The organism is Allobosea sp. LjRoot90 (genome assembly GCF_964254315.1).
Taxonomy (GTDB): Bacteria; Pseudomonadota; Alphaproteobacteria; order Rhizobiales; family Beijerinckiaceae; genus Allobosea.
The window spans coordinates 179,638-204,359 of record NZ_CAXUTF020000001.1; the positions used below are offsets into that span (position 1 = coordinate 179,638).

At 65.3% G+C, this 24,722-nt stretch carries 23 protein-coding genes; 9 read left to right on the forward strand and 14 right to left on the reverse strand.

Annotated features, from left to right (window positions below; all coding sequences use genetic code 11):
• Nucleotides 1–10 precede the first annotated feature (10 nt).
• Complete coding sequence (locus tag ACSQ3M_RS00845; protein WP_436148195.1) at nucleotides 11–691, reverse strand: GntR family transcriptional regulator; 681 nt, start codon at nucleotides 689–691, stop codon at nucleotides 11–13.
• Nucleotides 692–1,468: 777 nt separating this feature from the next.
• Here ACSQ3M_RS00845 and rsgA point away from each other — a divergent pair.
• From rsgA to ACSQ3M_RS00860, 3 genes are all read left to right on the forward strand, one after another.
• Nucleotides 1,469–2,482 carry a ribosome small subunit-dependent GTPase A gene (rsgA, locus tag ACSQ3M_RS00850; RefSeq protein ID WP_436148196.1) on the forward strand — a complete coding sequence of 338 codons (1,014 nt, stop codon included), beginning with the start codon at nucleotides 1,469–1,471 and terminating at the stop codon, nucleotides 2,480–2,482.
• A 608-nt stretch (nucleotides 2,483–3,090) separates the two neighbouring features.
• Complete coding sequence (locus tag ACSQ3M_RS00855) at nucleotides 3,091–3,549, forward strand: MucR family transcriptional regulator (RefSeq protein ID WP_436148197.1); 459 nt, start codon at nucleotides 3,091–3,093, stop codon at nucleotides 3,547–3,549.
• Between the two features lie 62 nt (nucleotides 3,550–3,611).
• On the forward strand, nucleotides 3,612–3,896 hold the full coding sequence (locus ACSQ3M_RS00860; protein WP_436148198.1) for a BrnA antitoxin family protein: 285 nt from the start codon (nucleotides 3,612–3,614) through the stop codon (nucleotides 3,894–3,896).
• Between the two features lie 395 nt (nucleotides 3,897–4,291).
• Here the strand turns inward: ACSQ3M_RS00860 and ACSQ3M_RS00865 are convergent, their stop codons facing one another.
• The 7 genes from ACSQ3M_RS00865 to ACSQ3M_RS00895 are packed head-to-tail and all read right to left on the reverse strand — an operon-like array spanning nucleotide 4,292 to nucleotide 12,544.
• The gene (locus ACSQ3M_RS00865; RefSeq protein ID WP_436148199.1) at nucleotides 4,292–5,077 is read right to left on the reverse strand and encodes an SDR family oxidoreductase; all 786 of its coding nucleotides are present in this window, start codon (nucleotides 5,075–5,077) and stop codon (nucleotides 4,292–4,294) included.
• The gene (locus ACSQ3M_RS00870) at nucleotides 5,077–7,455 is read right to left on the reverse strand and encodes a dihydrodipicolinate synthase family protein (protein WP_436148200.1); all 2,379 of its coding nucleotides are present in this window, start codon (nucleotides 7,453–7,455) and stop codon (nucleotides 5,077–5,079) included. Before ACSQ3M_RS00870 ends, ACSQ3M_RS00865 begins: the two co-directional genes overlap by 1 nt.
• 3 nt (nucleotides 7,456–7,458) lie before the next feature.
• Nucleotides 7,459–8,142: an aspartate/glutamate racemase family protein gene (locus ACSQ3M_RS00875; protein ID WP_436148201.1), complete on the reverse strand. Its 684-nt coding sequence runs from the start codon at nucleotides 8,140–8,142 to the stop codon at nucleotides 7,459–7,461.
• Nucleotides 8,139–8,804 (reverse strand): flavin reductase family protein, encoded by a 666-nt coding sequence (locus ACSQ3M_RS00880; protein WP_436149266.1) that lies wholly within the window; start codon nucleotides 8,802–8,804, stop codon nucleotides 8,139–8,141. The genes ACSQ3M_RS00875 and ACSQ3M_RS00880 overlap by 4 nt, the downstream gene beginning before the upstream one ends.
• On the reverse strand, nucleotides 8,804–10,048 hold the full coding sequence (locus ACSQ3M_RS00885) for a Zn-dependent hydrolase (RefSeq protein WP_436148202.1): 1,245 nt from the start codon (nucleotides 10,046–10,048) through the stop codon (nucleotides 8,804–8,806). Before ACSQ3M_RS00885 ends, ACSQ3M_RS00880 begins: the two co-directional genes overlap by 1 nt.
• 5 nt (nucleotides 10,049–10,053) lie before the next feature.
• A complete protein-coding gene (locus ACSQ3M_RS00890) occupies nucleotides 10,054–11,403 on the reverse strand; it encodes a dihydroorotase (RefSeq protein WP_436148203.1) in 1,350 nt (449 codons plus the stop codon).
• A gap of 43 nt (nucleotides 11,404–11,446) precedes the next feature.
• Complete coding sequence (locus tag ACSQ3M_RS00895; protein ID WP_436148204.1) at nucleotides 11,447–12,544, reverse strand: DUF917 domain-containing protein; 1,098 nt, start codon at nucleotides 12,542–12,544, stop codon at nucleotides 11,447–11,449.
• A 118-nt stretch (nucleotides 12,545–12,662) separates the two neighbouring features.
• Here ACSQ3M_RS00895 and ACSQ3M_RS00900 point away from each other — a divergent pair, with 118 nt between their 5' ends.
• The 5 genes from ACSQ3M_RS00900 to ACSQ3M_RS00920 all read left to right on the forward strand — a co-directional run bounded on the left by ACSQ3M_RS00900 (nucleotide 12,663) and on the right by ACSQ3M_RS00920 (nucleotide 16,733).
• A complete protein-coding gene (locus ACSQ3M_RS00900; RefSeq protein WP_436148205.1) occupies nucleotides 12,663–13,589 on the forward strand; it encodes a LysR family transcriptional regulator in 927 nt (308 codons plus the stop codon).
• A 146-nt stretch (nucleotides 13,590–13,735) separates the two neighbouring features.
• Nucleotides 13,736–14,611 (forward strand): substrate-binding periplasmic protein, encoded by an 876-nt coding sequence (locus tag ACSQ3M_RS00905; protein ID WP_436148206.1) that lies wholly within the window; start codon nucleotides 13,736–13,738, stop codon nucleotides 14,609–14,611.
• Nucleotides 14,608–15,375, forward strand: coding sequence for an amino acid ABC transporter ATP-binding protein (locus ACSQ3M_RS00910; protein WP_436148207.1), 768 nt, complete (start codon nucleotides 14,608–14,610; stop codon nucleotides 15,373–15,375). Before ACSQ3M_RS00905 ends, ACSQ3M_RS00910 begins: the two co-directional genes overlap by 4 nt.
• Nucleotides 15,376–15,384: 9 nt before the next feature.
• Nucleotides 15,385–16,059: an amino acid ABC transporter permease gene (locus ACSQ3M_RS00915; protein WP_436148208.1), complete on the forward strand. Its 675-nt coding sequence runs from the start codon at nucleotides 15,385–15,387 to the stop codon at nucleotides 16,057–16,059.
• Nucleotides 16,059–16,733, forward strand: a complete 675-nt coding sequence (locus tag ACSQ3M_RS00920) for an amino acid ABC transporter permease (RefSeq protein ID WP_436148209.1) — start codon at nucleotides 16,059–16,061, stop codon at nucleotides 16,731–16,733. The genes ACSQ3M_RS00915 and ACSQ3M_RS00920 overlap by 1 nt, the downstream gene beginning before the upstream one ends.
• Nucleotides 16,734–16,752: 19 nt before the next feature.
• Here the strand turns inward: ACSQ3M_RS00920 and ACSQ3M_RS00925 are convergent, their stop codons facing one another.
• Complete coding sequence (locus ACSQ3M_RS00925) at nucleotides 16,753–17,604, reverse strand: hypothetical protein (RefSeq protein ID WP_436148210.1); 852 nt, start codon at nucleotides 17,602–17,604, stop codon at nucleotides 16,753–16,755.
• 74 nt (nucleotides 17,605–17,678) lie between these two features.
• Here ACSQ3M_RS00925 and hydA point away from each other — a divergent pair, with 74 nt between their 5' ends.
• A complete protein-coding gene (gene hydA / locus ACSQ3M_RS00930; protein WP_436148211.1) occupies nucleotides 17,679–19,121 on the forward strand; it encodes a dihydropyrimidinase in 1,443 nt (480 codons plus the stop codon).
• 19 nt (nucleotides 19,122–19,140) lie between these two features.
• Here hydA and ACSQ3M_RS00935 read toward each other — a convergent pair whose 3' ends face one another.
• The 5 genes from ACSQ3M_RS00935 to ACSQ3M_RS00955 all read right to left on the reverse strand — a co-directional run bounded on the left by ACSQ3M_RS00935 (nucleotide 19,141) and on the right by ACSQ3M_RS00955 (nucleotide 24,715).
• A complete protein-coding gene (locus ACSQ3M_RS00935; protein ID WP_436148212.1) occupies nucleotides 19,141–20,103 on the reverse strand; it encodes an N-carbamoyl-D-amino-acid hydrolase in 963 nt (320 codons plus the stop codon).
• Nucleotides 20,104–20,928: 825 nt separating this feature from the next.
• Complete coding sequence (locus ACSQ3M_RS00940) at nucleotides 20,929–21,159, reverse strand: helix-turn-helix transcriptional regulator (protein WP_436148213.1); 231 nt, start codon at nucleotides 21,157–21,159, stop codon at nucleotides 20,929–20,931.
• A gap of 407 nt (nucleotides 21,160–21,566) precedes the next feature.
• On the reverse strand, nucleotides 21,567–23,051 hold the full coding sequence (locus tag ACSQ3M_RS00945; RefSeq protein ID WP_436148214.1) for a mannitol dehydrogenase family protein: 1,485 nt from the start codon (nucleotides 23,049–23,051) through the stop codon (nucleotides 21,567–21,569).
• 5 nt (nucleotides 23,052–23,056) lie between these two features.
• The gene (locus ACSQ3M_RS00950) at nucleotides 23,057–23,797 is read right to left on the reverse strand and encodes a glycerophosphodiester phosphodiesterase family protein (protein WP_436148215.1); all 741 of its coding nucleotides are present in this window, start codon (nucleotides 23,795–23,797) and stop codon (nucleotides 23,057–23,059) included.
• A 27-nt stretch (nucleotides 23,798–23,824) separates the two neighbouring features.
• Complete coding sequence (locus ACSQ3M_RS00955; RefSeq protein ID WP_436148216.1) at nucleotides 23,825–24,715, reverse strand: ABC transporter permease subunit; 891 nt, start codon at nucleotides 24,713–24,715, stop codon at nucleotides 23,825–23,827.
• Between the last annotated feature and the right edge of the window lie 7 nt (nucleotides 24,716–24,722).

The window sequence follows — 24,722 nt, forward strand, 5'->3', positions numbered from 1 at the left end:
ACACCCCCGACTAAGCGGCGCGGCTGCGCAATTGCAAAGCGTCGATCGTCTGCAGGACCACGTCAGCCTTGTGGCGCATATGGTCGCGCGCGATCTGCGCGAAGCGCCGCCCGTCGCGCCGATGCAGAGCCGACATCATCTGCTCGTGCTCCTCCACCGCCACGTCCCACTGGCTCGGCGATTTAGGAGCGAAGTAGCGTAGCGTCGAAAGCCGGCCATGCTCGCGCCGGTAGACATCGGCGAGCCGCGGGTTGCGGGCACCGTCGATGAAAGCCTCATGGATCGTGCGGTTGAGGGTGATGTAGGCCTCGTCCTCCTGGCGCCGGTAGTGGCCGACCATGACGTCGTGCAGCTCCTGGATCCGCGCGATCTCGCGGTCTTCCAATTCCTGGCAGGCCAGTTCGCCGGCGAGAGCTTCCAGGCCGCCAATGATGGGAAATATCTGCATCGCCTCGTCACGCGTGATCAAGGCAATGCGCGCGCCGCGGTTCGGCAGCAGCTGGACAAGTCCTTCCGCCGCCAGGACCTTGAGCGCCTCGCGCAGCGGCGTGCGGGACACCTGGAAGCGTTCGCACAGCTCGGGCTCGAAGACCTTGTCACCGGGGATAAGTTCGGACGACAGAATCATCTGACGTATTTCGGCGGATAATTCTTCATGCAAAGTTTGGCGACGAACAAGGCTATTCACCATGACCTCCTAAGAGCCGTCAAACCCGGGTTATTGAAACAAATCAGAGAAAATTAATTCTAATTCTTGCTCATCCCCCAAGATGATAGCACTCCTCGGTGGAATCCCTGATTACTCATAAGGTAATTCATTATTACATCCGAGCCCATCGTCAGCCCCGGCCGGATGCACGGGTTTCCAGCCGAGCATCATTCATCGCATGCCCTGTCAGACTGCGTCAGGACAGGTGCTTGGAACGGTTAGCTGCGGCGGCACCCTAGCTTCACAATTAGCTCATCGTCCGCGTACATCCGGCTCTGTACGGGCGCTGACTCTTGGTCTCTTGAGCATGTGGTGGAACGGTTTCACGGCGCCGCAACGCCTCACAGGCTCCTCATCGGACAGTGCACCTACCCATTTCGGCCGGCCAAGAGCATGGAGCACAGTGCATCCCACGCGAGCGCGAAAGCCCGCTTCTCGGGATGGAGCCAATGTCCGCTCTTGGCGCAGCGCAGCCTCCAGCTTTTCTGGAGCGCTAAATCGGATTACAGCCCGTCGAACCACCTTTTCCATTGCGACACAGCTTAGCGAATATGCCGCGAAGGCGCATGTCGCCGGTTGAGAGTCTGCTGCATCAGGCTGACATATGTCTTACTGCAGACACGCCAGCCGTAGCGGACGCGATCCGCTCGATAGGCGTCACGGACTACGCTCACTTTCCGTCTTCCGGCGCTTGCAAGCCGGCCTAAACCCCGCTCTATCGTCGCCGATGACGAGGACGCCGAGCGGTGGGGCGATACTGTGACGCAAGGCGACACTGCCTCCGCACCACTGTCACTTGCGGCGCTGGGCTGGACGGATTTCTTTGCAGATCAATGCGAACCAGATGACGCCTGCCTCCGGCCTGCGCGCATCGGCTCTGTGCACCGCACCCGCATGAGCGCAATCACGCCCGATGGGCCGATCAGGCTCAAGCTGCCGGTCCGTACCAATACAGGCGACTTCACGGTGGGTGATTGGGTTCTGGTGGAGCCCGGCACACATCTGCTACGGCGCCGGCTGGAGCGCGCGACGGTGTTGGCGCGGCGCACCGAGGGCAGCATGACGCCGCAGCTTGCCGGGGCCAATATCGACACGCTGTTCATCGTCACCTCCTGCAATGCTGATTTCAACGTCGCGCGCCTGGAGCGCTATCTTGCGCTGGCCAATGAGAGCGGAGCCGAACCCGTCATCCTGCTGACCAAGGCCGATCTTGTGCCGGACGTTCAGCCCTATCTCGACCAGGCCGCCGCCCTGCAGCGCGGGCTGGCTGTTGCAACCGTTAATCCGCGCAGCTCTCACGCGGCGGCTGCGTTCGCGTCCTGGTGTGGCGAAGGCCGCACCCTCGCGCTGGTCGGTTCGTCCGGCGTCGGCAAATCGACGCTTGTGAACGCGCTTGCCGGCACCATCGAGGGCGAACCGCAGCAGACCGGCGACATCCGCGCCCACGACGCTAAGGGGCGCCACACCACGACGTCGCGCTCGCTGCATGCGATTGCCTGCGGCGGCTGGGTGATTGATACGCCGGGCATGCGCACGCTCCATGTCAGCGATGCGGCGTCTGGTCTCGAAACGCTGTTCGCTGAGATCACGGAACTAAGCCCGCTCTGCCGCTTCCGCGACTGCACCCATGAGCACGAACCCGGCTGCGCGGTCCAGGAGGCAGTCGCCAAGGGCGTGATCGACCCTGAGCGTCTGGCACGCTGGCGCAAGCTCGACCTAGAGAACAGGGCAAAGACGCCGGAGATGAAGGGGCCGAGGGGGAAGGGGCGGTAGGCGGGGCGTCTGATTCGGCCGAGCCCAAACCTCAGCCGCTCGCGCGCCTTTTTACTGGCCGGGTTCCCGACCTCTTGTCCTGGTCGAGCTCGTAAGCGCGTTGGTCAGGATCCGCCAATTGCGTCTGGTCGACGACTTCTTCGTGCCGACTTTCCTCCAGGAAACGACGCTGAACCTCGTGACCTCGCGCGGCTGACCGCAGCATCTGCGCGCCCTGTGCTCGGAATTGCTTTAGCGCCGGGACCGGCTGTCGCTGTCGTGATGCGTATTCGCGTTCCTCGCCGGAATTGCTAGCGACCTTCGCTCCACAGCCCACCAATCACCGGTTTTGGGCAATGTCGATGCGTAGTCGGCCTTATTCACCCTCTCGTCAGCGCTTCACGCAGTGTCCAGGGCATACCTGTGGCATCGACGAGTGCCACTTATTCCGCGGGCGATTGGAAGAAATCGACGGGCTGCAGGCTTCTAGCTCAGTATGATATATTCAGAGGCAGCCCCGAAAATTATTGCGAGCCGCTCGGCGAAGCGGCTAGCTCACCTTCAACCTCGGCGAGGGCAACGTCTGCGTCGCCGTCCATTCCGATCATCTCCTGGGATCACAAATACGAATGTCTGAAGACAACAACCAGCTTATCGAGCTGTCAGCGATGGTCGTTGCGGCCTACGTGGCACATAACAATGTCACCCGCGCCGATCTGCCCGAGCTTATCGCGAAGACTCACGCAGCACTTGCTGGCTTGGGGGTTGAAGCTGCCGCGCCTGCTGCCCAGCCGCTTGTCCCCGCCGTTTCGATCAGGAAGTCGGTTACCCCGGATGCGATCATCTGCCTCGAGGACGGCAAGGCGTTCAAATCGCTGAAGCGCCATCTTGGCAGCAAGTACGATATGACGCCTGATCAGTACCGAGCGAAATGGGGCCTGCCTTCCGATTATCCGATGGTGGCACCCAACTATGCCGAAGCGCGCTCGGCCTTGGCCAAGTCGATGGGTCTTGGTCGGAAGGCTGCAACCGCTGTAGGCAAGGCAGCAATTGCCAAGAGCCCACGGCGTGTGAAGGCCAAGGCCTGACCGAGACGCTTGCTCGATAGAGCGACACCGGCCGACACGGCGACCAACGACACAGAGGCTCCATGAACAGCGACAGAACTCGCAGGCCCACCAGCGCCCGGGACAAGGCCGAGGCATTGTTCAAGCCCGCTGCGCCGAAAGCCCCGACGCCTGCCGACAAGCGGCCGAGCGTTCCCGGAGCGAAAGAACTCGTTTCGCTCCGGATCGATCGCAGTGTGCTCGACCATTTTCAGAGTGGCGGACCAGGCTGGCAGGATCGTATCAACAACGCGCTGCGGCAGGCTGCGGGCATCGGTGGCAATGAAGCAGTCACGCCCGACGAGCTGAACTCTTCGAACGACGGCTAACGCGGCAATGGCGAAAGGGGATCCCATTTAGGAGACCATCGGCGACGGCCGAAGCGGCGACCTCGATCCCGAAATGCTCTCTTCGATCTCACGCCAGCGAGACACGCGTCACGCGCCTGCTGACATCGGGACAGAGCGCGGCCAAGATCGCCAGAACATGCGGCGTATCCGTGGAGACCGTCAGATCGCAGATCCGGTCGGTACTTCAGAAGTAGGTCATGCACCGCCAGGCTGAGCTCGTTGGTTTCCTCGCCGAGATTGATACATTCGAGCGTTGAAGCCGACCTTCGCTTCACAGCCCACAAATGACCGGTTTTGGGCAAGAGCCCAATGTCCGGTTGTGGCGCAAAGCGGACGTTTGCAACGTCGCTTTTTGGCATGTCCGGCATCCAACCTCAGATGCCCCTAATCACGCCTCCATCGATGCGGATCTTGGCCCCTGTCACATAGCTCGCCCGCTCGCTGGCGAGGAAGGCGACCACGTCGGCGAACTCCTGCGGCTTGCCATAACGGCCCGCGGGGATCGCCGCCATCGAAGCCTGCGCGACAGCGTCCCGCGTGCCGCCAGTGCGGGCCGCGGCGGCATCGTCGAGCTGGTCGACGCGCTCGGTGTGAATGCGGCCCGGCAGGACGATGTTGACGGTCACGCCGCTGCTCGCGACCTCGGACGCCAGCGTCTTCGACCAGCCGACGACCGCGGCCCTGATGCCGTTCGAGAGAGCCAGGCGCGGGATCGGCTGCTCGACGCCGGACGAGGCGATGGTGACGATCCGCCCCCAGCCGCGCTCCGTCATGCCGGGCAGGAGGCGCTGCGCCAGATGAAAGAGATTGGCTGCCATGCCCTCGAAATGGACGAGCCAGTCGGCGCGCTTGGCGTCGCGGGCCTCGCCCGGCGGCGGCCCGCCGGAATTGCCGATCAGGATGTCGATGCCGCCTTCCGCTACGAGGCGGTCGGCAAGGGCATCGACCGAGCTGAGAGCGGCGAGGTCGAGCTTCACGGCGCTGACGCACGCGCGCTGATCTGCGGGCAACGCGGCGATCCAGCTTTCCGTCACATCGGTGCCGCGGGCCGCGGCGATGACGCTTGCCCCCTCAGCAGCGAGTGTCTGCGCGATCGTGGCGCCTAGGCCGCGGCTTGCGCCCAGGACGAGCGCGCGCTTTCCGACAAGTCCCAGATCCATCAGCCGATCTCCTTCAGGCGCCGTTCCTGCCGTGCGATGAGCCGTTCGATATCGGCGATGTCGGACCTGGACAAGGTTCCGCCAGGCTTGCGCAGAGTGCCAGACGCAATCGCGCCCCGCTTGGCCAGGATGTGCTTACGGATCGCGAGGCCATGGCCCGGCTGCTGCTCGTAGCGGGCAAGCGGCAGATAGGCGTCGAAAAGGTCATGCGCCCGCTCGACGTCGCCGCTCGCATGCGCCTTCCAGACATCGACCATCATCTCGGGGTAAGCGAAGCCGGTCATGGCGCCATCTGCGCCGCGCGACAGCTCTTCAGGCAGGAAAATGCCACCATTGCCGACGAGTATCGAGATCCGGCGCGCGCCCTGATCGCTGGCGGCGCGCAGGGCCGATATCTTGGCGAGGCCCGGCCAGTCCTCGTGCTTGAGCATGACGCAGCCGGGATGAGCAGCGGCGATCTTGAGGATCACGGCCGGGGTCATCTGCACCTGCGTGACCAGCGGGAAGTCCTGCAGGACGAAGGGCACCTTCGGTCCCAGCGTCTCGGCGACCATGGCGTAATAGGAGACGATCTGGTCGTCGGTCCGCAAATTCGACGGCGGCGCCACCATGACGCCAGTGGCGCCATCGCCCATCACGCTGTTGCTGAGCTCGCGCATCGCAGCGAACCCCGAGGCGGAGACACCGACGACGACAGGCACGCGGCCCTGCACCCGCGCCAACACGCGGCGCACGAAGATGCGGGATTCCTCGGCCGTCAGCTTGGGCGCCTCGCCCATCATGCCGAGCACGGTGAGGCCGGTCGCCCCCTTCTCCAGATAGAAATCGACCATGCGATCGGTGCTCTCCAGATCGAGCGCACCAGCCTCGGTGAAGGGCGTCACCGCGATGACGTAGACACCCTTCGCGGTTTCATCGAGCAGAGCCATGATCGTCCTCAGTTGGTGGCGGAAACGGGGCAGAAACTTGCCCGGCAAAAGCTTGCCCGGATTGAGCAGGCCCGCCGGATCGAGCAGATCCTTCAGCGAGCGCATCAATTCGAGATCGAGCGGCGCCTTGCGCAGCGGCATCTCGGCGACGCGGAGCTGGCCGATACCGTGCTCGGCGCTGATCGAACCGCGTCGCCGGTCCATCTCGTCATGGACGATGCGGGTGAGTGCCGGGGTGAGCGCCGCGAAGGCGGCCGGATCCTGCCCCTGCATTGGCAGCAGATTGTAGTGAAGATTGCCATCGCCGAGATGGCCAAAGACGATTGGCCGGACGCCGGGAGCTGCGGCGTAGACGGCGGCGTCTGCGGCAGCGACGAAATCGGCCATGGCCGAGACCGGCATCGAGACGTCGTGCTTGGCAGCCTTGCCTTCGCGCACCAGCGCCTCGGACACGCCTTCGCGAATGCGCCAGAAGGCCTTGGCCTGGGTGCCGTCCTGCGCGATCGCGGCGTCGAGGACGAGGCCGGTTTCGGTGCTGCCCAGCAAGACAGCCTCAAGGCGATCATGCAGGCCGGGCTCGTCGTCCTGATCGGAGAGTTCGATCAGGACGACAGCAGGCGGCATTTCCCCAAGCGGCAGGCGAGCCTCTCCGACATGCCGCAGGATCAGCGCCAGGCAATCGCCGGTCATGAACTCGAACGCGGTCAGCCGGTCGCCGCAACGATCGCGGACCGCAGCCAGCAAGGACAGCGCCGCGGCCACGTCCGGAACGGCGACGAAGGCGGTGGCGCGGGCATGCGGCTGGGCGAAGAGCTTGAGAACGGCGCCCGTGATGACGCCGAGCGTGCCTTCCGAGCCGATGAAGAGGTCGCGCAGGCAATAGCCGGTATTGTCTTTCCGCAGCGCCGTCAGCCCGTCCCAGATGCGTCCGTCGGCCAGCACGACCTCGAGGCCGAGGGTGAGCTCGCGCATCGTGCCGTAGCGCAGCACGGCGACGCCGCCGGCATTGGCGGCAAGGTTGCCGCCGATCGTGCAGCTGCCTTCGGCGCCGAGGCTGAGCGGGAAGAAGCGCCCGGCCTCCTGCGCGGCATCCTGCACTTTCGCGAGAACGGCCCCGGCGTCGACGGTGATGGTGTTGCCGATCGCATCGAGCGTGCGGATGCGGTGCATCCGCGTCAGCGATAGGACGATCGCGCGGCCGGATCCGTCGGGCGTCGCGCCGCCGGACATGCTGGTGTTGCCGCCCTGCGGCACGACCGGAACGCCGTGCCGCGTGCAGAGCCGCATCACCGCCGCGACCTCCTCGGTCGAACCGGGCTTGACGACCGCTCGCGCGCTGCCGTGATACTTGCCGAGCCAATCGCTCAGGAAGAGGGCCTGGTCCTGCGCCGAGACGAGGACATTCGCCTCGCCGAGAAGCCCGGCGAGTTCCGCGACGAGATCGTCCATGCTTCAGCCTCCGTCGAGCGGCCGGCCGCCCCAGCCCAGCTGCACGCGCCCGATCGCGAGCGTCACCGCCGCCTGCGTCGGCTCGACGATGGGAATCCCGAGCTCGCGCTCCAGCGGTTCGCGGAAGCGCGCCATGCCGGCGCAGCCCATGACCAGCACATCGGCATGGTGCGTATCGCGCAAGGTTCGGCCGACCGCGATCATGCGGCCGAGCGTGAGTTCATCGTCGGCCATCTCCGCGATGGTAAGATTGACCGGCAGGTCGCCGGCGAAACGGCCCATCACTCCCATGGCGCCGAGATAACGCAGATGGCGCGGGATCGAGTTCTGCAGCATCGCGACGATGCCGAAGCGCTGGCCCAGCGTCAGCGCCGTCAGCACACCGCTTTCGGCGATACCGAGCACCGGCCGTGTGCTCTGCTCACGCAGCGCATGCATACCGGGGTCGGAAAAGCAGGCGATGACGAAGGCGGCGGCTTCGTTCTCCAGCCCGGCGGCGCGCTTCAGCAGGGCCGGAATCAACCCGTCGACGTCGCGCTGCGACTGAATTCCGGGTGGCCCCTCCGCAAGCGTCAAGCAGTCGATCGCCGGACCGCCCGCCATGCGCAGCGGCGCAACGGCATCGTCGATGCCTTTCGTCACGCGCTCGGTCGAATTCGGATTGATGACGTAGATCGTGCCGCTCACGACACTTCTCCTTCGGAATCCGGTTGTGCCTGCCGGCGCCAGCCATCGAACGTCAGTCGCGGTGCGTGGAAGCGGTCGCGCAGCGTGACATACCAGTCGGCGCCATGCAGACGCCCGACGAGGTCGAGCTTGTCGATGTCGACATGCAGGCGCTCGTCGACGATGCCGTCGCGGATGTGGATGTGGACGATCTCGCCGACGACGAGATTGCGGTTTCGCGTGCCGAGCGAGAGCGAGACGGTCTCGCGGCATTCGAGCTGGACGGGGGACGCGGCAAGGCGCGGCGCCGCGATCGAGACGCCGGGCGCAGTCGCGAGTCCGGCCGCCGCGATCTCGTCGACATCATCCGGGAAGTCGATCGTGCAGACCTGCATCGCCTCGACCAGTGCCCGGTCGACGAGATTGACGACGAAGCAGCCGGTGGCGCGGATGTTGCGCATCGTATCCTTCAGTGGCGCCCCGCCGACACGCCCCTCGATGCCGAGCACGACCAGCGGCGGCGCATGGCTGAAGACGTTGAAGAAGCTGAACGGGGCCGCATTGGCCCGCCCTTCGGCATTCACCGTGGTGACGAGCGCGATCGGGCGCGGCAGCACCGTGTTGACGAGGAGCTTGTAGAGATCGCGTTCCGCAAGGTCTGCCGCTGCCCAATCCATCGCGATCAGCCCAGGCTCGCATCGAGCAGGCGGACGGTCTCGGCCAGCACGCGGGCGCCATCGCCGGCCTGCTCCGGCTCGATCGCTTCCTCCGGCGCATGGCTGCGACCGTCGAGGCAAGGCACGAAGATCATGCCGATCGGACCGGTCTGGGCTACGAAAACGCCGTCATGGCCGGCGCCGCTCGGCAGGTCGCGCGTGGCGAGGCCGAGCGAGGTGGCAGCATTGGCGATAGCCGCCCGCACCTGCGGCGCGCAGGCGGTCGGCGCGACATGGCTGATCGGCTCGGACGCGATGGTGAGACGCAGTTCCTCCAGCGCGGGACGCAGGTCGCGTACCAGCGCCTCGCCGAAGGCCTTGACCGCCGCCTCGTTGCCGGAGCGGACCTCGAGCGTCAGTATCGCCTCGCCGGGCACGGCATTGGCGGCATTGGGGCTGACCTCGATACGCCCGAAGGTCGCGACCAAAGGCTGGTTGTCACGCGCTGTGGAGAGCGCCCGCTTGTAGGCGGCTTCGATCAACCTGGACGCTCCAACCAGCGCATCGGCCCGAAGCGGCATGGGCGTCGCGCCAGCATGGTCGGCGCGGCCCGTGACTACGATGCGCTCGCGCCGAATGCCGACGATATCAGTCACGATGCCAATCGGAATTCGCTCGTTCTCCAGCACGCGGCCCTGCTCGATGTGGACCTCGACATAGGCCGCGACGCTGCTGGCGGGGCGCGCCACCGCCGCGAGCCTTTCCGGCAATCCGCCGACGAAGGCGATGCCTTCGCGCAGCGTCATGCCGTCGGGCCGGGTCAGGGCGAGATGTGTCTCGCTCAGCGCTCCGGCGAGCGCGCGGCTGCCGATGCAGGACAGGCCGAACTCGCTCGGTTCCTCGGCCAGGAAGTCGACCACCTCCAGCGTGTGGCGCAGCCGGTCGCCGCGCTCGCTGAAGCTCTGGGCTACCTCCAGCGCAGCGAGCACGCCAAGGATGCCGTCATAACGGCCGCCGGATGGTACCGTGTCGGAATGCGAGCCGATCAGGATCGGCTTCAGCTTGGGGTCGGCCCCCGCGAGCCGGCCGATCAGGTTGCCGGCGGCGTCGAGCTCCGTCTCAAGTCCGGCGCCACGAAACTCCGCTGCCAGCCAGTCGCGCCCCTCGAGGAAGCGCGTCGTGAACGAGCGACGCGTCCACGGACGCTCCGGATCGGTGATCCGCGAGAGCGCCTCGATCCGCCGCCAGAGTCGGTCCTGATCGATCGACACGGCCGTTACACTGCCGGCCGCAGGAAGCGGCCGTCGCCGGCCTTGTTGCGGATCTGCTCACCGTCCCAGGCGAGTTGGCCGCGGACATAGGTCGCGGCGACGCGGACGCGGAACTCGCGGCCCTCCATCGAGCTCCACTTCACCGCCGCCAGGCTCTTGCTCGGGTCATGGATGAAGCGGCCCGGCTCCAGCACGGTGATGTCGGCATCGGCACCGGCTCCAAGCCGGCCCTTGTCGGCGAGCAGGAAAGCCTTGGCTGGCCCCTCGCAGAGCTGCTTGACCACGATCGTGGGCGAGAGGCCGTGCTCCTCGCAACCGGTCCAGAGTGCCGGCAGTAGCGTCTCGATGCCCGGCCCACCCGAGGTGTTCTTGAAGATGTTGGGGTCGCCCTTCTTCTCCAGCCCCCAGGAAACGTGGTCGGAGGAGATGAAGTCGCAATGGCCGGCGGCAAGATGGCTCCAGAGCAGATCGCTCTCGGCCTTCGGCCGGATCGGCGGGTAGTGCTTGATCTTGGCGCCGAAACGCGGCCCGTGCTCCTCGGCATTGAGCATGAAATACTGCACGCAGCTCTCGGCCGTCACCTTGTAGCCGGCCTGCTTGTAGAGGTTGCGGATCTCGAAGCCGCGTGAGGTCGAGACGTGCACGGCATGCGCCCGTGCGCCCGTCTCGGCGCCGATCTCGTAGATGCGGGCGGTGGCGAGGTTCTCGACCAATGGCGTGTGGGCGCGCAGGAAGGCGTCCTGCCCGGTATCGCCGGCCTCGGTCAGCCGGGCGATGTTGCGGCGCGTGATCTCCTGGTCCTGGTTGTGCACGCCGCAGAGCAACCCGGTCGGCGCGATCAGCTTGAAGGCCTCGTAGATCGTGTCGTCGCCGATGCGCGGGAAGCGGGTCGCGTTGGCCTCGAAGGTCGAGAACTTGAAGGCGCAGGCGCCGGCCTCGACCAGCCCGGGGATCGCGTGGAGTCCGTTCTCAATCATGATCGTGGCGTAGAGGGCGACGTCGACATGGGCGTCGCGCTCAACCACCGCGACCTTCTCGTTGAAGAGCTTGGCGCTGGTGACCGGCTCCGGCTCGTCATAGGGCATGTCGACCATGACGGTGACGCCGCCGGCAGCCGCGGCGCGCGAGCACATGCCGATACCTTCATGGTTGGCCTGGCTGCCGGAATGGACCTGCCCGTCGATGACGCCCGGAATGATCCATTGGCCGCGGAAGTCCTGCGTCTCGCGGGCCGATGGCGGCGCGCCCGCCCCGACCGCGCCGATCTTGCCAGCGGTGACGGCGACATAGCCGTCCTCGATGATCCGGTCGGACAGCACGACATTGCCGCGGAGGACGAGATCGAAATCGCTCATGGTCAGGATATCCCGGTTGAACCTGCGGGTGGGAGATTGCCGACTAGATGTCGCGACCGAGCGCGTAGTCGGTGAAATTCATGCCGAGCGCCTTCTCGACGATCGGATAGACGCTGGGATCGGTCACGCTCGAGCTCAGCGGAATCTTGTCCTTGGGCACGCGCAGGACGGACAGCATCATGCCTTCCCGCACATGGCCGGCGCTGACCGGGGCCCCATCCTCGCCGAGCGTGGTGATGACATCAGGGAAGCAGGCGTGGCGCGCGCCGTCGCGATCGGTCACCGCCATATACTCGTTCATGACATGGATGATGCGCGCGGTCGCGCCGGTTCCGACCTCGATCGTGCCGATGTCGAAGGCTTCGTTGGTGTAGCGGACATTCTTCTTCGCGACCGGCCCATACGCGATGATCGAGCCGCCGGTCTGGTCGCAGATCGCGTCGATCACCGCAGTCCCGCCCTTCGGCTGCGCCGCGAGGATGCGCTCACCCAGGGCCAGCGCCATCGAGATGCCGCCGAGCGCCGCGTTCTTGCGGACGTAGGCCGCCGAGACCGGGTTGCGGCACGAGGCGATGAAGCCGCCCGACATGTCCGAAGCCGTGCGCAGGATCGGTGAGACCTTCGCCGTGGCACCGCGCGTCACCAGCTCGATATACTGGTTCCTGGCGCGATTGCCGCCGACCGCGACCTGGATCGTCGCTTCGGGGCTGTTAGCGAGGCCGATCGAGCCCATGTCGCCGGTGGGGTGGGCACGGATGTCGCCGACCGCATCCACCACCTTCACGCCGAGGATGGCACTGGGCAGCCAGGCGTTCAGCGTGCTCGACATGCCGTTCTGACCGATGATCAGGCCATAGATCGGCTTGCCGAGGGCTTCCTGCAGCAGCTGGACGGCCTTGACGTAGTCGATGCCCCACATCTCCCACTCGGTCGTGCCGGCCGGCGCGCCGATTGCGGCGGCGGTCGCGATGATCGCGTCGTCGGGAATCTCGTCCATCGTGACGAGCTCCGGCCGGCCGGTGCTGACCGCGGCGGTGCCGAGCATGCGGCCATGGTCCGCCCAGCCACCGCCGCCGGCGGCGAAGACTGAGCCGCCAGCGACGGCAGCCTCGACATCCTTCATCGTCAGAAAGCGTCTCATCGGCCAGCCTCGTCCCGTATCGCATGCCGGTCGTTGCCGGCGCGGGCCGAGCTTAGAGCGCTAGGCGCGAAATGAATCATGCTTATTATGCGGCCGACCATAATCGGATGTTATTACCATGCGCCTCAATCTTCGGCAGATCGAAGTCTTCCGAGCCATCATGCTCACCGGCTCGATCAGTGGCGCGGCGCGGCTGCTCTCGGTGTCCCAGCCGGCGATTAGTCGCCTGCTCGCCTATACGGAGGACCGGCTGGCGCTGCGCCTGTTCGAGCGCGTGCGTGGCCGGGTTCAGCCGACGCCGGAAGCGCGCCGGCTCTTTCAGGAGGTCGACCAGGTCCATCAGAGCGTGGTCCGGGTCAACGAGCTCGCCGAGGAATTGCGCGAGCGCGGCACCGGCTCGGTTCGGATCGTCGCGAGTCCCAGCGTCGGCCAGGCGCTGGTCCCCGACGCCATCGCCCGCGTCCGCGAGCGCTTCCCGGATCTGCGGGTCGAGTTCGAGGTGCTCACCCTGCTCGAGATCGTCGCCAAGATCGTCAGCGGGCGGGCCGATCTCGGCGTGTCGATCCTGCCGATCGACGAGCCAACGCTCGACATGGAGGTACTGACCGAGGGGCGCCTGATGGTCATCATGCCGCGCGACCACCAACTCGCGCGGCTGCGCGTCGTCCGGCCGGCCGATCTCGTGCCTTACCCGCTGATCGGCTTCGGCCCGCAGACGCCCTATGGCGACGTGGTCGGCCGCGCGCTGGCGCTGAAATCCGCGCCGCTGCGCATCAGCACCGTGGTCCGCTTCACCCCCGTTGCCTGCGCCATGGTGCGGGCTGGCGCAGGCATCGCGGTCGTCGACGAGTTTGTGCTGCGCGGGCGAACCTGGCCGGAATTGGTCTCGCGCCCGCTCGCGCCGAAGACCCGGGTGCGCGCGCACCTGCTGACGCCGCGCTTCGAGCCTCTGTCGCGGACGGCGAACGCTTTCGTTGACATTTTGCGTGGGCTGGTGCCGCCGCTACCGAGCAGCAAGGAGGCGGAAGCGGCAGAAAACACTTAACACCGCGTTATGGGTACCCGACAACAAATGATTGGCTTGGCATGATTTTGCCCTGTTAGGCTCCGCTCCAGACGTGGCCGGATTGTTGCAAGAACAGGGGTGCGACAGTCGCGGCGTAATAGTCACTCGGAACGGGAGCGGGATTCATGAAGCTGAAGTCGATCAAGCCGGCGCGGATCGCGCTCGCAACCGCCGCCTTGGCGGCTTTTCTGGCGATGCCGGCGATGGCACAGGACGCCGACCACCCTAAGAACGAAAAGCTGAAGGTCGCCTGCGACCTCGGTTTCGCGCCGTTCTGCTTCAAGACGTCGACCGGCGAGACGACGGGCTTCACCTATGACATGTCGGCTGCGCTCGCCCAGAAGCTCGGCCGGCCGGGCGTCGAAGTGACGGATTCGAACTTCTCGGCGATCTTCGCCGGACTGTTCTCCAAGCGCTACGAGATGATCCCGGCGCCGACCAACATCACGACCGAGCGCGCGGCGCAGATGCTGTTCTCCGAGCCCTATATGCCGACGGGCCTCGGATTCCTGGTCAAGAAGGGCGGCAAGATCGCCAATCTCGAAGAGCTGAAGGGCAAGGCGCTGAGCGTCAACAACGGCTCGATCTCGGACAAGTGGCTGACGGACAACGAGGCCAAGTACGGCTTCAGCATCCAGCGCTACAACAAGAACGCCGACGCCGTGCAGGCGGTCATGATCGGCCGCGCCTTCGCCAACGTCGCCGATGCGCCGGTCTCGCGCTACGTCTCCACCCAGACGCCGACTGCCGAAGTCGCCTATGTGCTCGACGGCGGCCGGAACTTCGGCATTGCCTTCCGCAAGGAGGACACCGCCTTCCGCGCCCAGGTCGAGGCGGCACTGGAATGCATCAAGGCCGACGGTACGCTCGCCAAGATCCACGAGAAATGGTTCGGCGTGATGCCGGATGTCGCATCCTCAACGGCGAAGGTCTACCCGGGCATCGGCGCGCCCGACTTCGAGGGCTACGACGCGACCCCGCACAAGGCGGAGTGCAAGTGAGCGCACAGCCCGCAACGACGGCCGCGCCCTCCCAGACGATCGTTTCGATCGAGGGACTGCGCAAGAGCTTCGGCGAGGTCGAAGTCCTGCGCGGGGTCGACCTCAGGGTCGGCAATGGCGAGGCCGTCGTGATCGTCGGCTCCTCCGGTTCGGGCAAGAGTACCTGCCTGCGCTGCATCAACCGGCTCGAGGAGCCAACGGCGGGCACGATCCGCGTCGGCGGGCAGGAGGTCACCGGTCCGAAAGTGGACCTCAACCTCCTGCGCCGCCGGATCGGCATGGTCTTCCAGGGCATCCATCTCTATCCGCACAAGACGGCGCTCGGGAATGTGACGCTGGCGCTGCGCAAGGTCGTCGGCCTCGGCAAGGAGGAAGCGGAGCGCAAGGCCCGCCATCACCTCGAGGTGGTCGGCCTGGCGCCGAAGGCCGATTCCTATCCGGCCGAGCTCTCGGGCGGACAGCAGCAGCGCGTCGGCATCGCGCGCGCCATGGCGCTGGAGCCGCAGGTCATGCTCTTCGACGAGCCGACCTCTGCGCTCGATCCCGAGCTTGTCGGCGAGGTGCTCAACGTCATGGTCCGCACCAAGGAGATGGGCATGACCATGATCGTGGTGACGCATGAGATGAAGTTCGCCCGCGATGTCGCCGACCGCGTCGTCTTCATGGACCATGGCGCGATCCTGGCCGAGGGTACCCCGCAGGAAATCCTGATCAACCCGCAGCACCAGCGCATCCGCGACTTCGTGATGCGCTCGCACAGCTGACGGCCTTACATGGACCAGATCGTCCGCTACTTCTTCGATTTCCAGCTGATGTCGGCCTATTGGCCCGACATTCTGCGCGGTTTCCTGATTACCGTTCAGATGTCGATCCTGACGGTCGTGATCGGCATCCCGCTCGGCCTCGCCCTTGCGGTCCTCAGGCTATACGGCATCCGGCCGCTGAACTGGCTGATCATCTTCTACATCGATTTCTTCCGCTCGATCCCGCAGCTCGTCCTGATCGTGCTGGCCTATTTCGCCCTGCCTTATTTCGGGCTGGTGCTGGAGCCGTTCACCGCGACGGTGCTGGCGCTGGCGATCGTGCTCTCGGCCTTCGCCGAGGAGGTCTTCTGGGCCGGCATCAACGCCGTATCGAAGGGGCAATGGGAGGCCGGCCGCTCAACCGGCCTGAGCTTCACAAAGACGCTCGCCTACATCATCCTGCCGCAGGTCGTGCGCATCTCGATTCCGCCGCTGACCAACCGCGCCATCGGCATCAGCAAGGGCACGACGCTGGGTTCCGTCGTGGCCGTGCCCGAGTTGCTGAACGTGACGTCGAGTATCCAGTCCAACGTCGCCAACCCGACCGCGCTGACCGTCGGCGCACTGCTCTTCCTGCTGTTATTCCTGCCCTTCGTGCGCTTCACGCGCTGGCTGGAACACGCCTACTCGCATCCGAGGTCATGATGGACGATCTCGTCACGACCTTCTTCAACCTCGATGTGCTCAGGCAGGTCTGGCCGCTGCTGCTGCAGGGCTTCTGGATGACGCTGGCGCTGGCGGCCGTCGCCGTGCCGCTCTCGGTGCTGAGCGGCGTCGCCATCGCCATGGCGCAGGATGTGCCGAGCCGGCTGCTGCGCTTCCTGCTCATCGCCTATGTCGACGTGATGCGTGCCATCCCGCCGCTGGTGCTGCTGATCTTCATCTTCTTCGGCCTGCCCTTCCTGGGCTTAAAGCTCAACGAATTCACCGCGGCCGTGCTGGCGTTGACGCTGAACGGCTCGAGCTATTTCGCCGAGATCTTCCGGGCCGGCATCGAATCTGTGGCGAAGGGCCAGCGCGAGGCCGCACGCTCGACGGGATTGAGCTGGTATCAGAGCATGGTCCATGTCGTCGTGCCGCAGGGCACGCGCAATGTGCTGCCCGACCTGGTCAGCAACACGGTCGAGCTGGTGAAGCAGACCTCGATCGCGTCTGCCGTCGCCTTGCAGGAATTGCTGCGCTCGGCCCAGCTCGCCCAGGGACTGCTCTACAATCCGACGCCGCTGATCGCGGTGGCGCTCGTCTATTTCCTGATGTTCTGGCCGTTCGTGCGCCTGGTCTCCCGTCTGCAGAACCGCACCGCCATCTCGGCCGCGTGATGGCAGAGCGCCCGTTGCGCTATGGCGTGACGGGGAAGAGCCGCGTGATGCGGTTGGGATTGGTCTCGGCGAGGAAGATGTCGCCGGCGGCGCCGAGCCAGAGACCGTGCGCGCCGTTGAGGACGGGCCGGCAGCGGCCGAGCAAGGCGCCGTCGGGCGAGAGCAGGCTGAGCGTCGGAATCGAATCGCAGACATGAATCCGATCGTCCGCATCGGCGACGACATCCTGGGGGCGCAGAAACGCGTCCCATACCGCCAGCAACCGGCCGTCGGCCGTGAAGCTCTGGACGCGGCTGTTCTCGCGGTCGGCGACGATCACACGCCCGTCGCTGAGCACGCAGATGCCGTGCGGCGTCAGGAAAGCGCCCGGCGCGGTGCCGACCGAGCCCCAACTCGCGATCTGGCTGCCACTCCGGTCGAAGCGGTGGATGCGACCATGGCCGTAGCCATCCGCGACGTAGAAGCCGCCATCCGGTGCGAAGGCGATGTCGCTGGGATGATTGAAGGGGTGGCCGGGCCGGTGGCTCTCGCTGATCTGCTGCTGCACCTGCCCGTGCGCATCGCAAAACAGGACGCGGTGCGCGTCCCGGTCGACGATGGCGATCACGCCGTCCGGCCCGGTCGCGATCTTGTGGGCATCGAGGCACAGCGTCTCGCCCCAGCTTCGAACGAACGCGCCATCCGCCGCCAGGGTGACGACGCAAGGGCCCGCCGGGTCGACGGCGCTGTCGCGGCGCAGCAGGACGTGGACGAGCCCATCCTTGTCGACGGCAAGATCGGTGATCCGGCCGGGCGTAAGTGGCAGGGCACCCCAGGGCCGCTCGATGCCGAACAGCGTCGTGCCGAGCTGCACGTGCAGTTCCGTTTTCATCCTGACCTCGTTGTTATCTGGCGAGTCGCGGGCCGCCATTGCGTCGGTGCCCAGGCCGCTCCGGGAGAAAGACCATGAGCGATTTCGATCTCGTCATCCGTGGCGGAACAGCCGTGACCGCCGCCGATATCGGACCCTTCGATATCGGCGTGAGCGATGGCGTCATCGTCGCGATCGGCGAGCGGCTCCCGCGCGGTCGCGAGGAGGTGGAGGCGCGCGGGCTGCTCGTCCTGCCTGGCGGTGTCGACAGCCATGTCCATCTCGATCAGCCGTTTTCCTCGGGCGCGGACATCGCCGACGGCTTCGACAGCGGGACGGCCTCTGCTGCTGCAGGAGGCACGACCACGGTCGTCTGCCATGCGCCTCAGGTCAGGGGTGGCTCGCTGGCCGTCGCCGTCGCCGCCTATGCCGAGAAGGCCAAACAGGCGCGGATCGACCACGCCTTCCATCTCCTGGTCAACGATCCGACGCCGCAGGTGCTCGAGCACGAGCTGCCGGCACTGGTCGAGGCCGGGCACCGCTCGGTCAAGATCTTCATGACCTATGACAGCAATCGCCTGGGCGATGCACAGATCCTGCAGACGCTCGCGGCGGCACGCAGCGCGGGCGCGCTCGTCTGCGTCCATGCCGAACATCACGAGCTGATCGGCTGGCTGACGCAGGCGCTGCTGGCGGCTGGCCTGACGGCGCCGCGCCATCTCGCCTGGGCCAAGCCGATGGTGGTCGAGCGCGAGGCGACGCACCGCATCCTGGCGTTGGCCGAGGCGCTGGATACGCCGATCCAGATTTTCCATGTTTCGGGCGCGCAATCGGGTGAGGAAGTGGCGCGGGCGCAGGCGCGCGGGCAGAAGGCCTGGGCCGAGACCTGCACGCAGTATCTCGTGCTCGACGAGGCCGACATGGACAGGCCGGGCTTCGAGGGCGCGAAATTCATGATCTCGCCGGCGCTGCGGTCCGTCGCCGATCGCGAGGCGCTCTGGCAATTCCTCCGTAACGGCGTGATTGATATCGTCTCGTCCGACCATTCGCCGCTGCGCTACGACGATCCGCGCGGCAAGAAACAGCATGGCGAGACCGCGCCCTTCAACAAGATCCCGAACGGCGTGCCCGGTCTCGCGGCCCGGCTGCCGATCCTCTATTCGGAAGGCGTCGCGAAGGGGCGGATCGACCTGCGCCGCTTCGTCGATCTCGTCGCGACCAACCCGGCACGGCGTTTCGGCCTGGCGCCGTGCAAGGGCGCGATCGCCGTCGGAGCGGACGCCGACATCGTCCTGTTCGATCCGGAGCGGCGCGTCGAGCTCACCAACGCCCTGCAGCATCACGGCAGCGACTACACGCCCTATGAGGGCATGACGGTCCAGGGCTACCCGACCGCCACCTATCAACGCGGCCGCCTCGTCTTCGACGGCGAGCACGTGCTTGCCCAGCCCGGAGATGGCCGATTGCTGGCGCGCGGCCCCTATGCCGAGATCGCGCCGACGGGGCATTTCCCGACGCCGTTCGATCCATTCCGGTAAGGCATTCACGCAAGCGCGCTCAGGCGCCCTCCGCCTTTCCAGGGAGAGGCTTGCCAAGCGGCGCGCCGGTGCCGGTGCGTTCCGTCAAGAGGCCGTAGTGCTCGATGCGCCGATGGCGGGCGAAGTCGAAGATCGTGGCCTTGCCGAAGCGGGTGTCGTCGAGATCGCAGGCATGGACGAGTACGCCATCCTGCTCGTGGTCGATCTCGCCGACGATCTTGCCGTCCGGCGCCGCGATCAGCGTGCCGCCGATCAGGTGATGGCTGTCCTCGCTGCCAGCCTTGGCGACGGCCACGACCCAGGTTGAATTCTGGTAGGCGCCGGCCTGCACCGAGAGGCGGTGATGGAAGAGGCGATCGGCGGTCGTCTCGTTCGTAGATTGCGAGTTGGCGGACGGCGTATTGTAGCCGAGCACGACCATCTCCACGCCTTGCAGCCCCATGACGCGATAGGTCTCGGGCCAGCGCCGGTCGTTGCAGATCGCCATCCCGAACAGGCCGCCCTCGAACTCCCAGACCGGAAAGCCGAGATCGCCAGGCTCGAAGTAACGCTTCTCGAGATGCTGATGCGCACGTTCAGGATCGAATTCGGCATGGCCCGGCAGATGCACCTTTCGATACTTGCCGACGATCCGGCCGGTGTGATCGACCAGGATCGAGGTGTTGAAATGGCGGCCCTGCGGCGTGAGCTCGGCATAACCGAAGCTCATGGCCATGCCGAACTCTCTCGCCTTGTCGAAGAGCGGCTGTGTTGCCGGCCCGGGCATGGCGCGCTCGAACCAATGATCGGCCTCGGTGCGATCCTCATGGTGCCACCGGGGGAAGAAGGTGGTCAGCGCCAGTTCCGGGTAAACGATGAAGGTTGCGCCCTGCGCCTTGGCCAATTCCATCAGCGCAACCATGCGGTCGACGACCTGCTTGCGGCTGTCGGCCCGCTGGATCGGGCCCAGTTGAGCGGCAGCGACTGTGACGATGCGTGGCACGGGGCGTTCCTGATCACATGACGTCCGAGGGGCGGCAGACCGGGCTCGAATCAAGCGCATTCGAGGCCGATGCGACGGACGCGAGCACGGCTTTCGCCAAGGCTGCCCCTTGGTTGTTGGATGGTGCCAGAACCTTAAATCGTTACATTCCCATTCTTCATATGCTTTCTTTGAGATCAGCTATAATCTGATGTTATGCCTGTTGTGCCCTTTGATCGACCTCATGGCACGGTCATTTTGTGTTGAGCGCAATACCGCCAGCATCGCGGCGTGGTGTCGTTCGATAGGGCCGCGGTTGTAGGCAATCCGGCCCAAAGGGCGGTGGCGTACGTCCGCAAGAGGCAAGGGAGCTGTCGTCACCTGCAGAGGGCATAGAACCGCCGCATCTGCGAGGGAGGGAAGGGGGCCTCTCTGCTCTCAGAATTGGGCTCCGTGTAGCTAGCCTTGTACATTCGCGTTTTGCCATCCGTCGGGCGGCAGGTTGCCAGGTCGGAATGCGGTCGTAAGCCCCTCGTTTCAGAGGGGATTTAAATCGAAGCGTGACACATCGTGACCCAGAATGCCCGTGGGGTATCGAGCGGGATCTTTGTGGGCCAGTCTACTATAAGTTGATTCCTGTTATGTTTCAATGTCCTGTTTTAAATTCGAAATCAAGAGGGGTCGCTAAATGGTATATGTAGAGCATGACTGCTCGTGATAAATAATCATTAATCATGCTTAAGCTTGTACGATACTCCACAATACCGCTTTGTCATGGATTCCGCATCGTGAATTTCGTCATATCGCATCACCGATGGCTTGAACAGCCAGCCATGGCGATCCACCTCAACCTGCTGGAGCGTACTCCAACGGCAAAGACCGGGAGGGTCTGCAAATCACCAGATTGGATTTGTCCCAACGATCGAGCTCGCTGACGGGATAGAGGACCGCCTTGCCGATCTTGATAAAGGACGGACCGATCCGCATCGCTCTCCAGTTCCGCAGCGTGCCTTCGCTGACCTGGCCACGGTAGCGGGCAACAACGTCCTCGAGCGTAAGGTACGCAGGGGTCGACACGATAGCTCCTGAGGCCAAGCAATGGTGCAGCAGCCTGTTGCACGATTGGATGCGCCTTGGGGGGAGCGCCGAGTAGCGTAGCGAACCCACACGGGATGCCTCCCGCACGATGCGCAGGAGGGCAGGGCAGGCGGCGCAGTTCGATCGCTCACCGCAGAAGTCTCGTCGTGGCCCGTAACAGACATTCACGGCGTCTGCTTTCGCGCCCTTTGGCTAGGCCTCGATCATAACTCCTATCGAAGCACTAACCGCTTCGGTTCTTGGCGAGCGAGCAGGGGCGAGAGAATCTCCCGAACTTTCTTAAGCGATGGCGCGATTAGTACGAGCTGGACGAAAGGCTGCTCTGAATCCGACCACTGTTGAGAAACGGACCGGAAGCCGGTCCGCCGTGGAACTTGCTATGCCCGTCACGAGCTGCGCGAAACGAGGTAGCCGTCGATGCTCGAGCGGGTTCCGAACTGCCAGATTCTTTGCAAGGCCAGGTCGAACGCCTCCCGGAAACGCCGGTCCTGACCCAGGTCGCCATAGATATCCTGCATGGCGAGCCAGGCCTCCGGCGCGAGCCTGGCCTGCTGCGCCTGCATCGTCAGCCGCGGCCAGTTCGGATCGTTCGGCGCTATCGGCTGCCCGCTTTCGGTTTCGCCGTAGCAGTAGCGGCACCACAGCGCGCTGACGAGCGCGAGGCCGTCGACCGGCCCATCGGCCCGCAACGCATCGCGCAGTGTCGGCAGGATGAATTTCGGCTGGCGGTTCGAGCCGTCCAGGCACAGGCGGCGGATCGTGTCGCCGATCTTGGGATTGGCGAAACGCCGCTCGATCGTGCGCTTGTAGGCCGCCAGATCCGTATCCGGAACCGGCGGGACCCGGGGGATGACCTCTTCCTCGAGCAGAACCGACAGGAAGCGCGCGATATGTGCGTCCTCCATCGCCTCGTGGACGAAATGGATGTCGAGCAGGCCGGCGGGATAGGCTATCGCCGCATGGCCGCCATTGAGGATGCGGATCTTCATCAGCTCGAAGGGCGCGACATCGGCGACGAACTGAACGCCGACCCGCTCCAGCCGAGGGCGCCCGGCGGGAAAGTGATCCTCCAGGACCCATTGCCGGAAATCCTCGCAGAACACCGGCCGCCTGTCCTCGATGCCGAAATCATCGCGCAAGGCTCGGCGTTCGTGCTCCGACGTCGCCGGCGTAATGCGGTCGACCATCCCGTTCGGAAAGGCGACATTCTGGCGAATCCAGTCCGCCTCCGAGCGATCGATCAGATCGACGAGGCCGGTGACGGCGTCTGCCGTGACATGGCCATTGCCCGGCAGGTTGTCGCAGGACATCACCGTGAAGGGCGACAGGCCGGCCGCACGCCGTTTCAGCAGCCCGGCGGCGATCAGACCGAAAGCGGTCTTCGGGCGAGCGAGCCGATCTTCGGCATCGGCGACGATGTCGGGATGGTTCGCATCAAACGCCTGTGTCGCCGGGTGGACATAGTAGCCCCCTTCGGTGACGGTCAGCGAAACGATCCGCGTCCGGGGATCGACTAGGCGCTGCAGGATCGCCTCGCCGTCGCTCGGCGGAATGAAGTCGATCATCGCGCCGATCACCCGCGCCTGCGCGCGATCCGCCTCCTGCGTCACCACTGTGGTCAGGAAGTCCTGCGCGGCGAGATCGCGCCCCATCTCAGCATCACTCTCCCGCACGCCGGTGCCGATGATCGCCCAGTCTTGGTCGAGCCCGCGCTCGAACAGCTCGTCGAGATAGGCCGCCTGATGGGCGCGATGAAAATTGCCGATCCCGATATGGACGATGCCCGGGCTCAATTGTTCCGGGCGGTAGCTCGGGGTCGCAACCGCTCCCCCGATCTCGGCAAGCGCCGCGCGTGACAGAGACACAGCCATCGCTGTCACTTCGCCCTGGCGCTCAGGAGCTGCAGCGCGAGGTCCGGGCGGTCGCTGGTGATCTGCGACACCGGCTGGCCGAGCCAGTAGTCGAGATCACCAACCGTATTGGGCACCCAGACGCCGAGCTTGTCGCGCCCGACGATCGCGACGGCACGGTCGATCGTCAGCCGCAGCAGCGACTGTTCGACGGCAATGATGCAGCCAAGGTCGACGAAGCGCTTCAAGGTCCTGTCGACGCCGCCGAAAGCCTCGCAGGAGCGGCGGTCGACCGAGGCAAGCCGGCGCATCTCGGGCGCCTTGGCCCTGATCTCCTCGATGACCTCCGGGACGAAGCAGGTCAGCACGACGCGCGCGGCCAGCCCACGTTCCCTGACCAGCCCGATCACCTTGTCGAGCAGGCCGGGATAGGGATTGCCGAAGGCATCCATCTTCATCTCGATCTCGAGCTCGATTGTCGTCGGCGCGAAGACGTCGAGGACGGCGGGCAGCGTCGGGATCGTCTCGGCGAGCGTATCGTCGAGCTTGACCTTGCGCAGGGCCTCGCGGCTCAGGCGCCCGACCGGCCCCTTATGGTCCGTCGTGCGCTCGAGCAGCGGGTCGTGGATCACCATGATCTCGCCGTCGCTCGAGAGATGCACGTCGAACTCGACGGCGTCGACGCCAAGACCACAGACATTGCGGAAGCCGCTGAGGCTGTTCTCCGCCCAGATATTGCGCGCGCCGCGATGGCCGATGATCCGCATGATGAGTTCCGTTGTCCGGGTTGACTGCTACTTGCCGCTGTCCACCAGCCCCTTCACGAACCAGCGCTGGAGGATGAGGATGACGAGGGTCGGCGGCAGCATCGTCAGGAAGGCCGCGTTCATCAGCAGGTGCCAGGTCGGCAACGAGTCGCTCTGCGGCATCAGCTTCTTCAGGCCGATCACCGCATTGGCCATTGCGGGGTCGGTGGTGAGCAGCAGCGGCCAGAGATACTGGTTCCAGCCCATCAGGAAGAGGATGATCGCCAAGGCCACGATGTTCGAGCGCGACAGCGGCAGCAGGATCAGCCGGAAGAACTGCCACGGGCTGGCGCCATCGATGCGCGCCGCCTCGCAAAGCTCGTCGGGGACGGTGAGGAAGAACTGGCGGAAGAGGAAGGTCGCCGTGGCGGAGGCGATCAGCGGCAGGATCAGGCCCGAATAGGTGTTGACCAGATTCCAGTCGAGATCGACCAGCGCCTGCACGCCGAGCCAGGAGCCAAGAATGTTGAGCGGCAACGCCACGTTCGCCGCCGACTCGTAGGTCGGCACGATGCGCACCTCGATCGGCAGCATCAGCGACATGAAGATCAGCCAGAAGGCCGTCATCCGGAAGGGGAAGCGGAAATAGGTGACGGCGAAGGCTGCGATCACCGAAACGGCCAGCTTCCCGATGGTGATGCCGGTGGCGATGATGAAGGAGTTGAGAAGCAGCCGGCCGAAATTCGCGTTGCTCAGGACGGTCTGCATGTTCGCGAAGAACTCGGTGCCGGGCAGCCAGGACATCGGCACCCGCATGATCTCCTGCTGCGAAAGCGAGCCGGTGACGAGGACGAAATAGATCGGCAGGCAGACGAGCGCGGCGCCCACCAGCAGGATGAGATGGCAGACAGCGTCGATGATCGGCGTGCGTTCGTTCATCGCGATC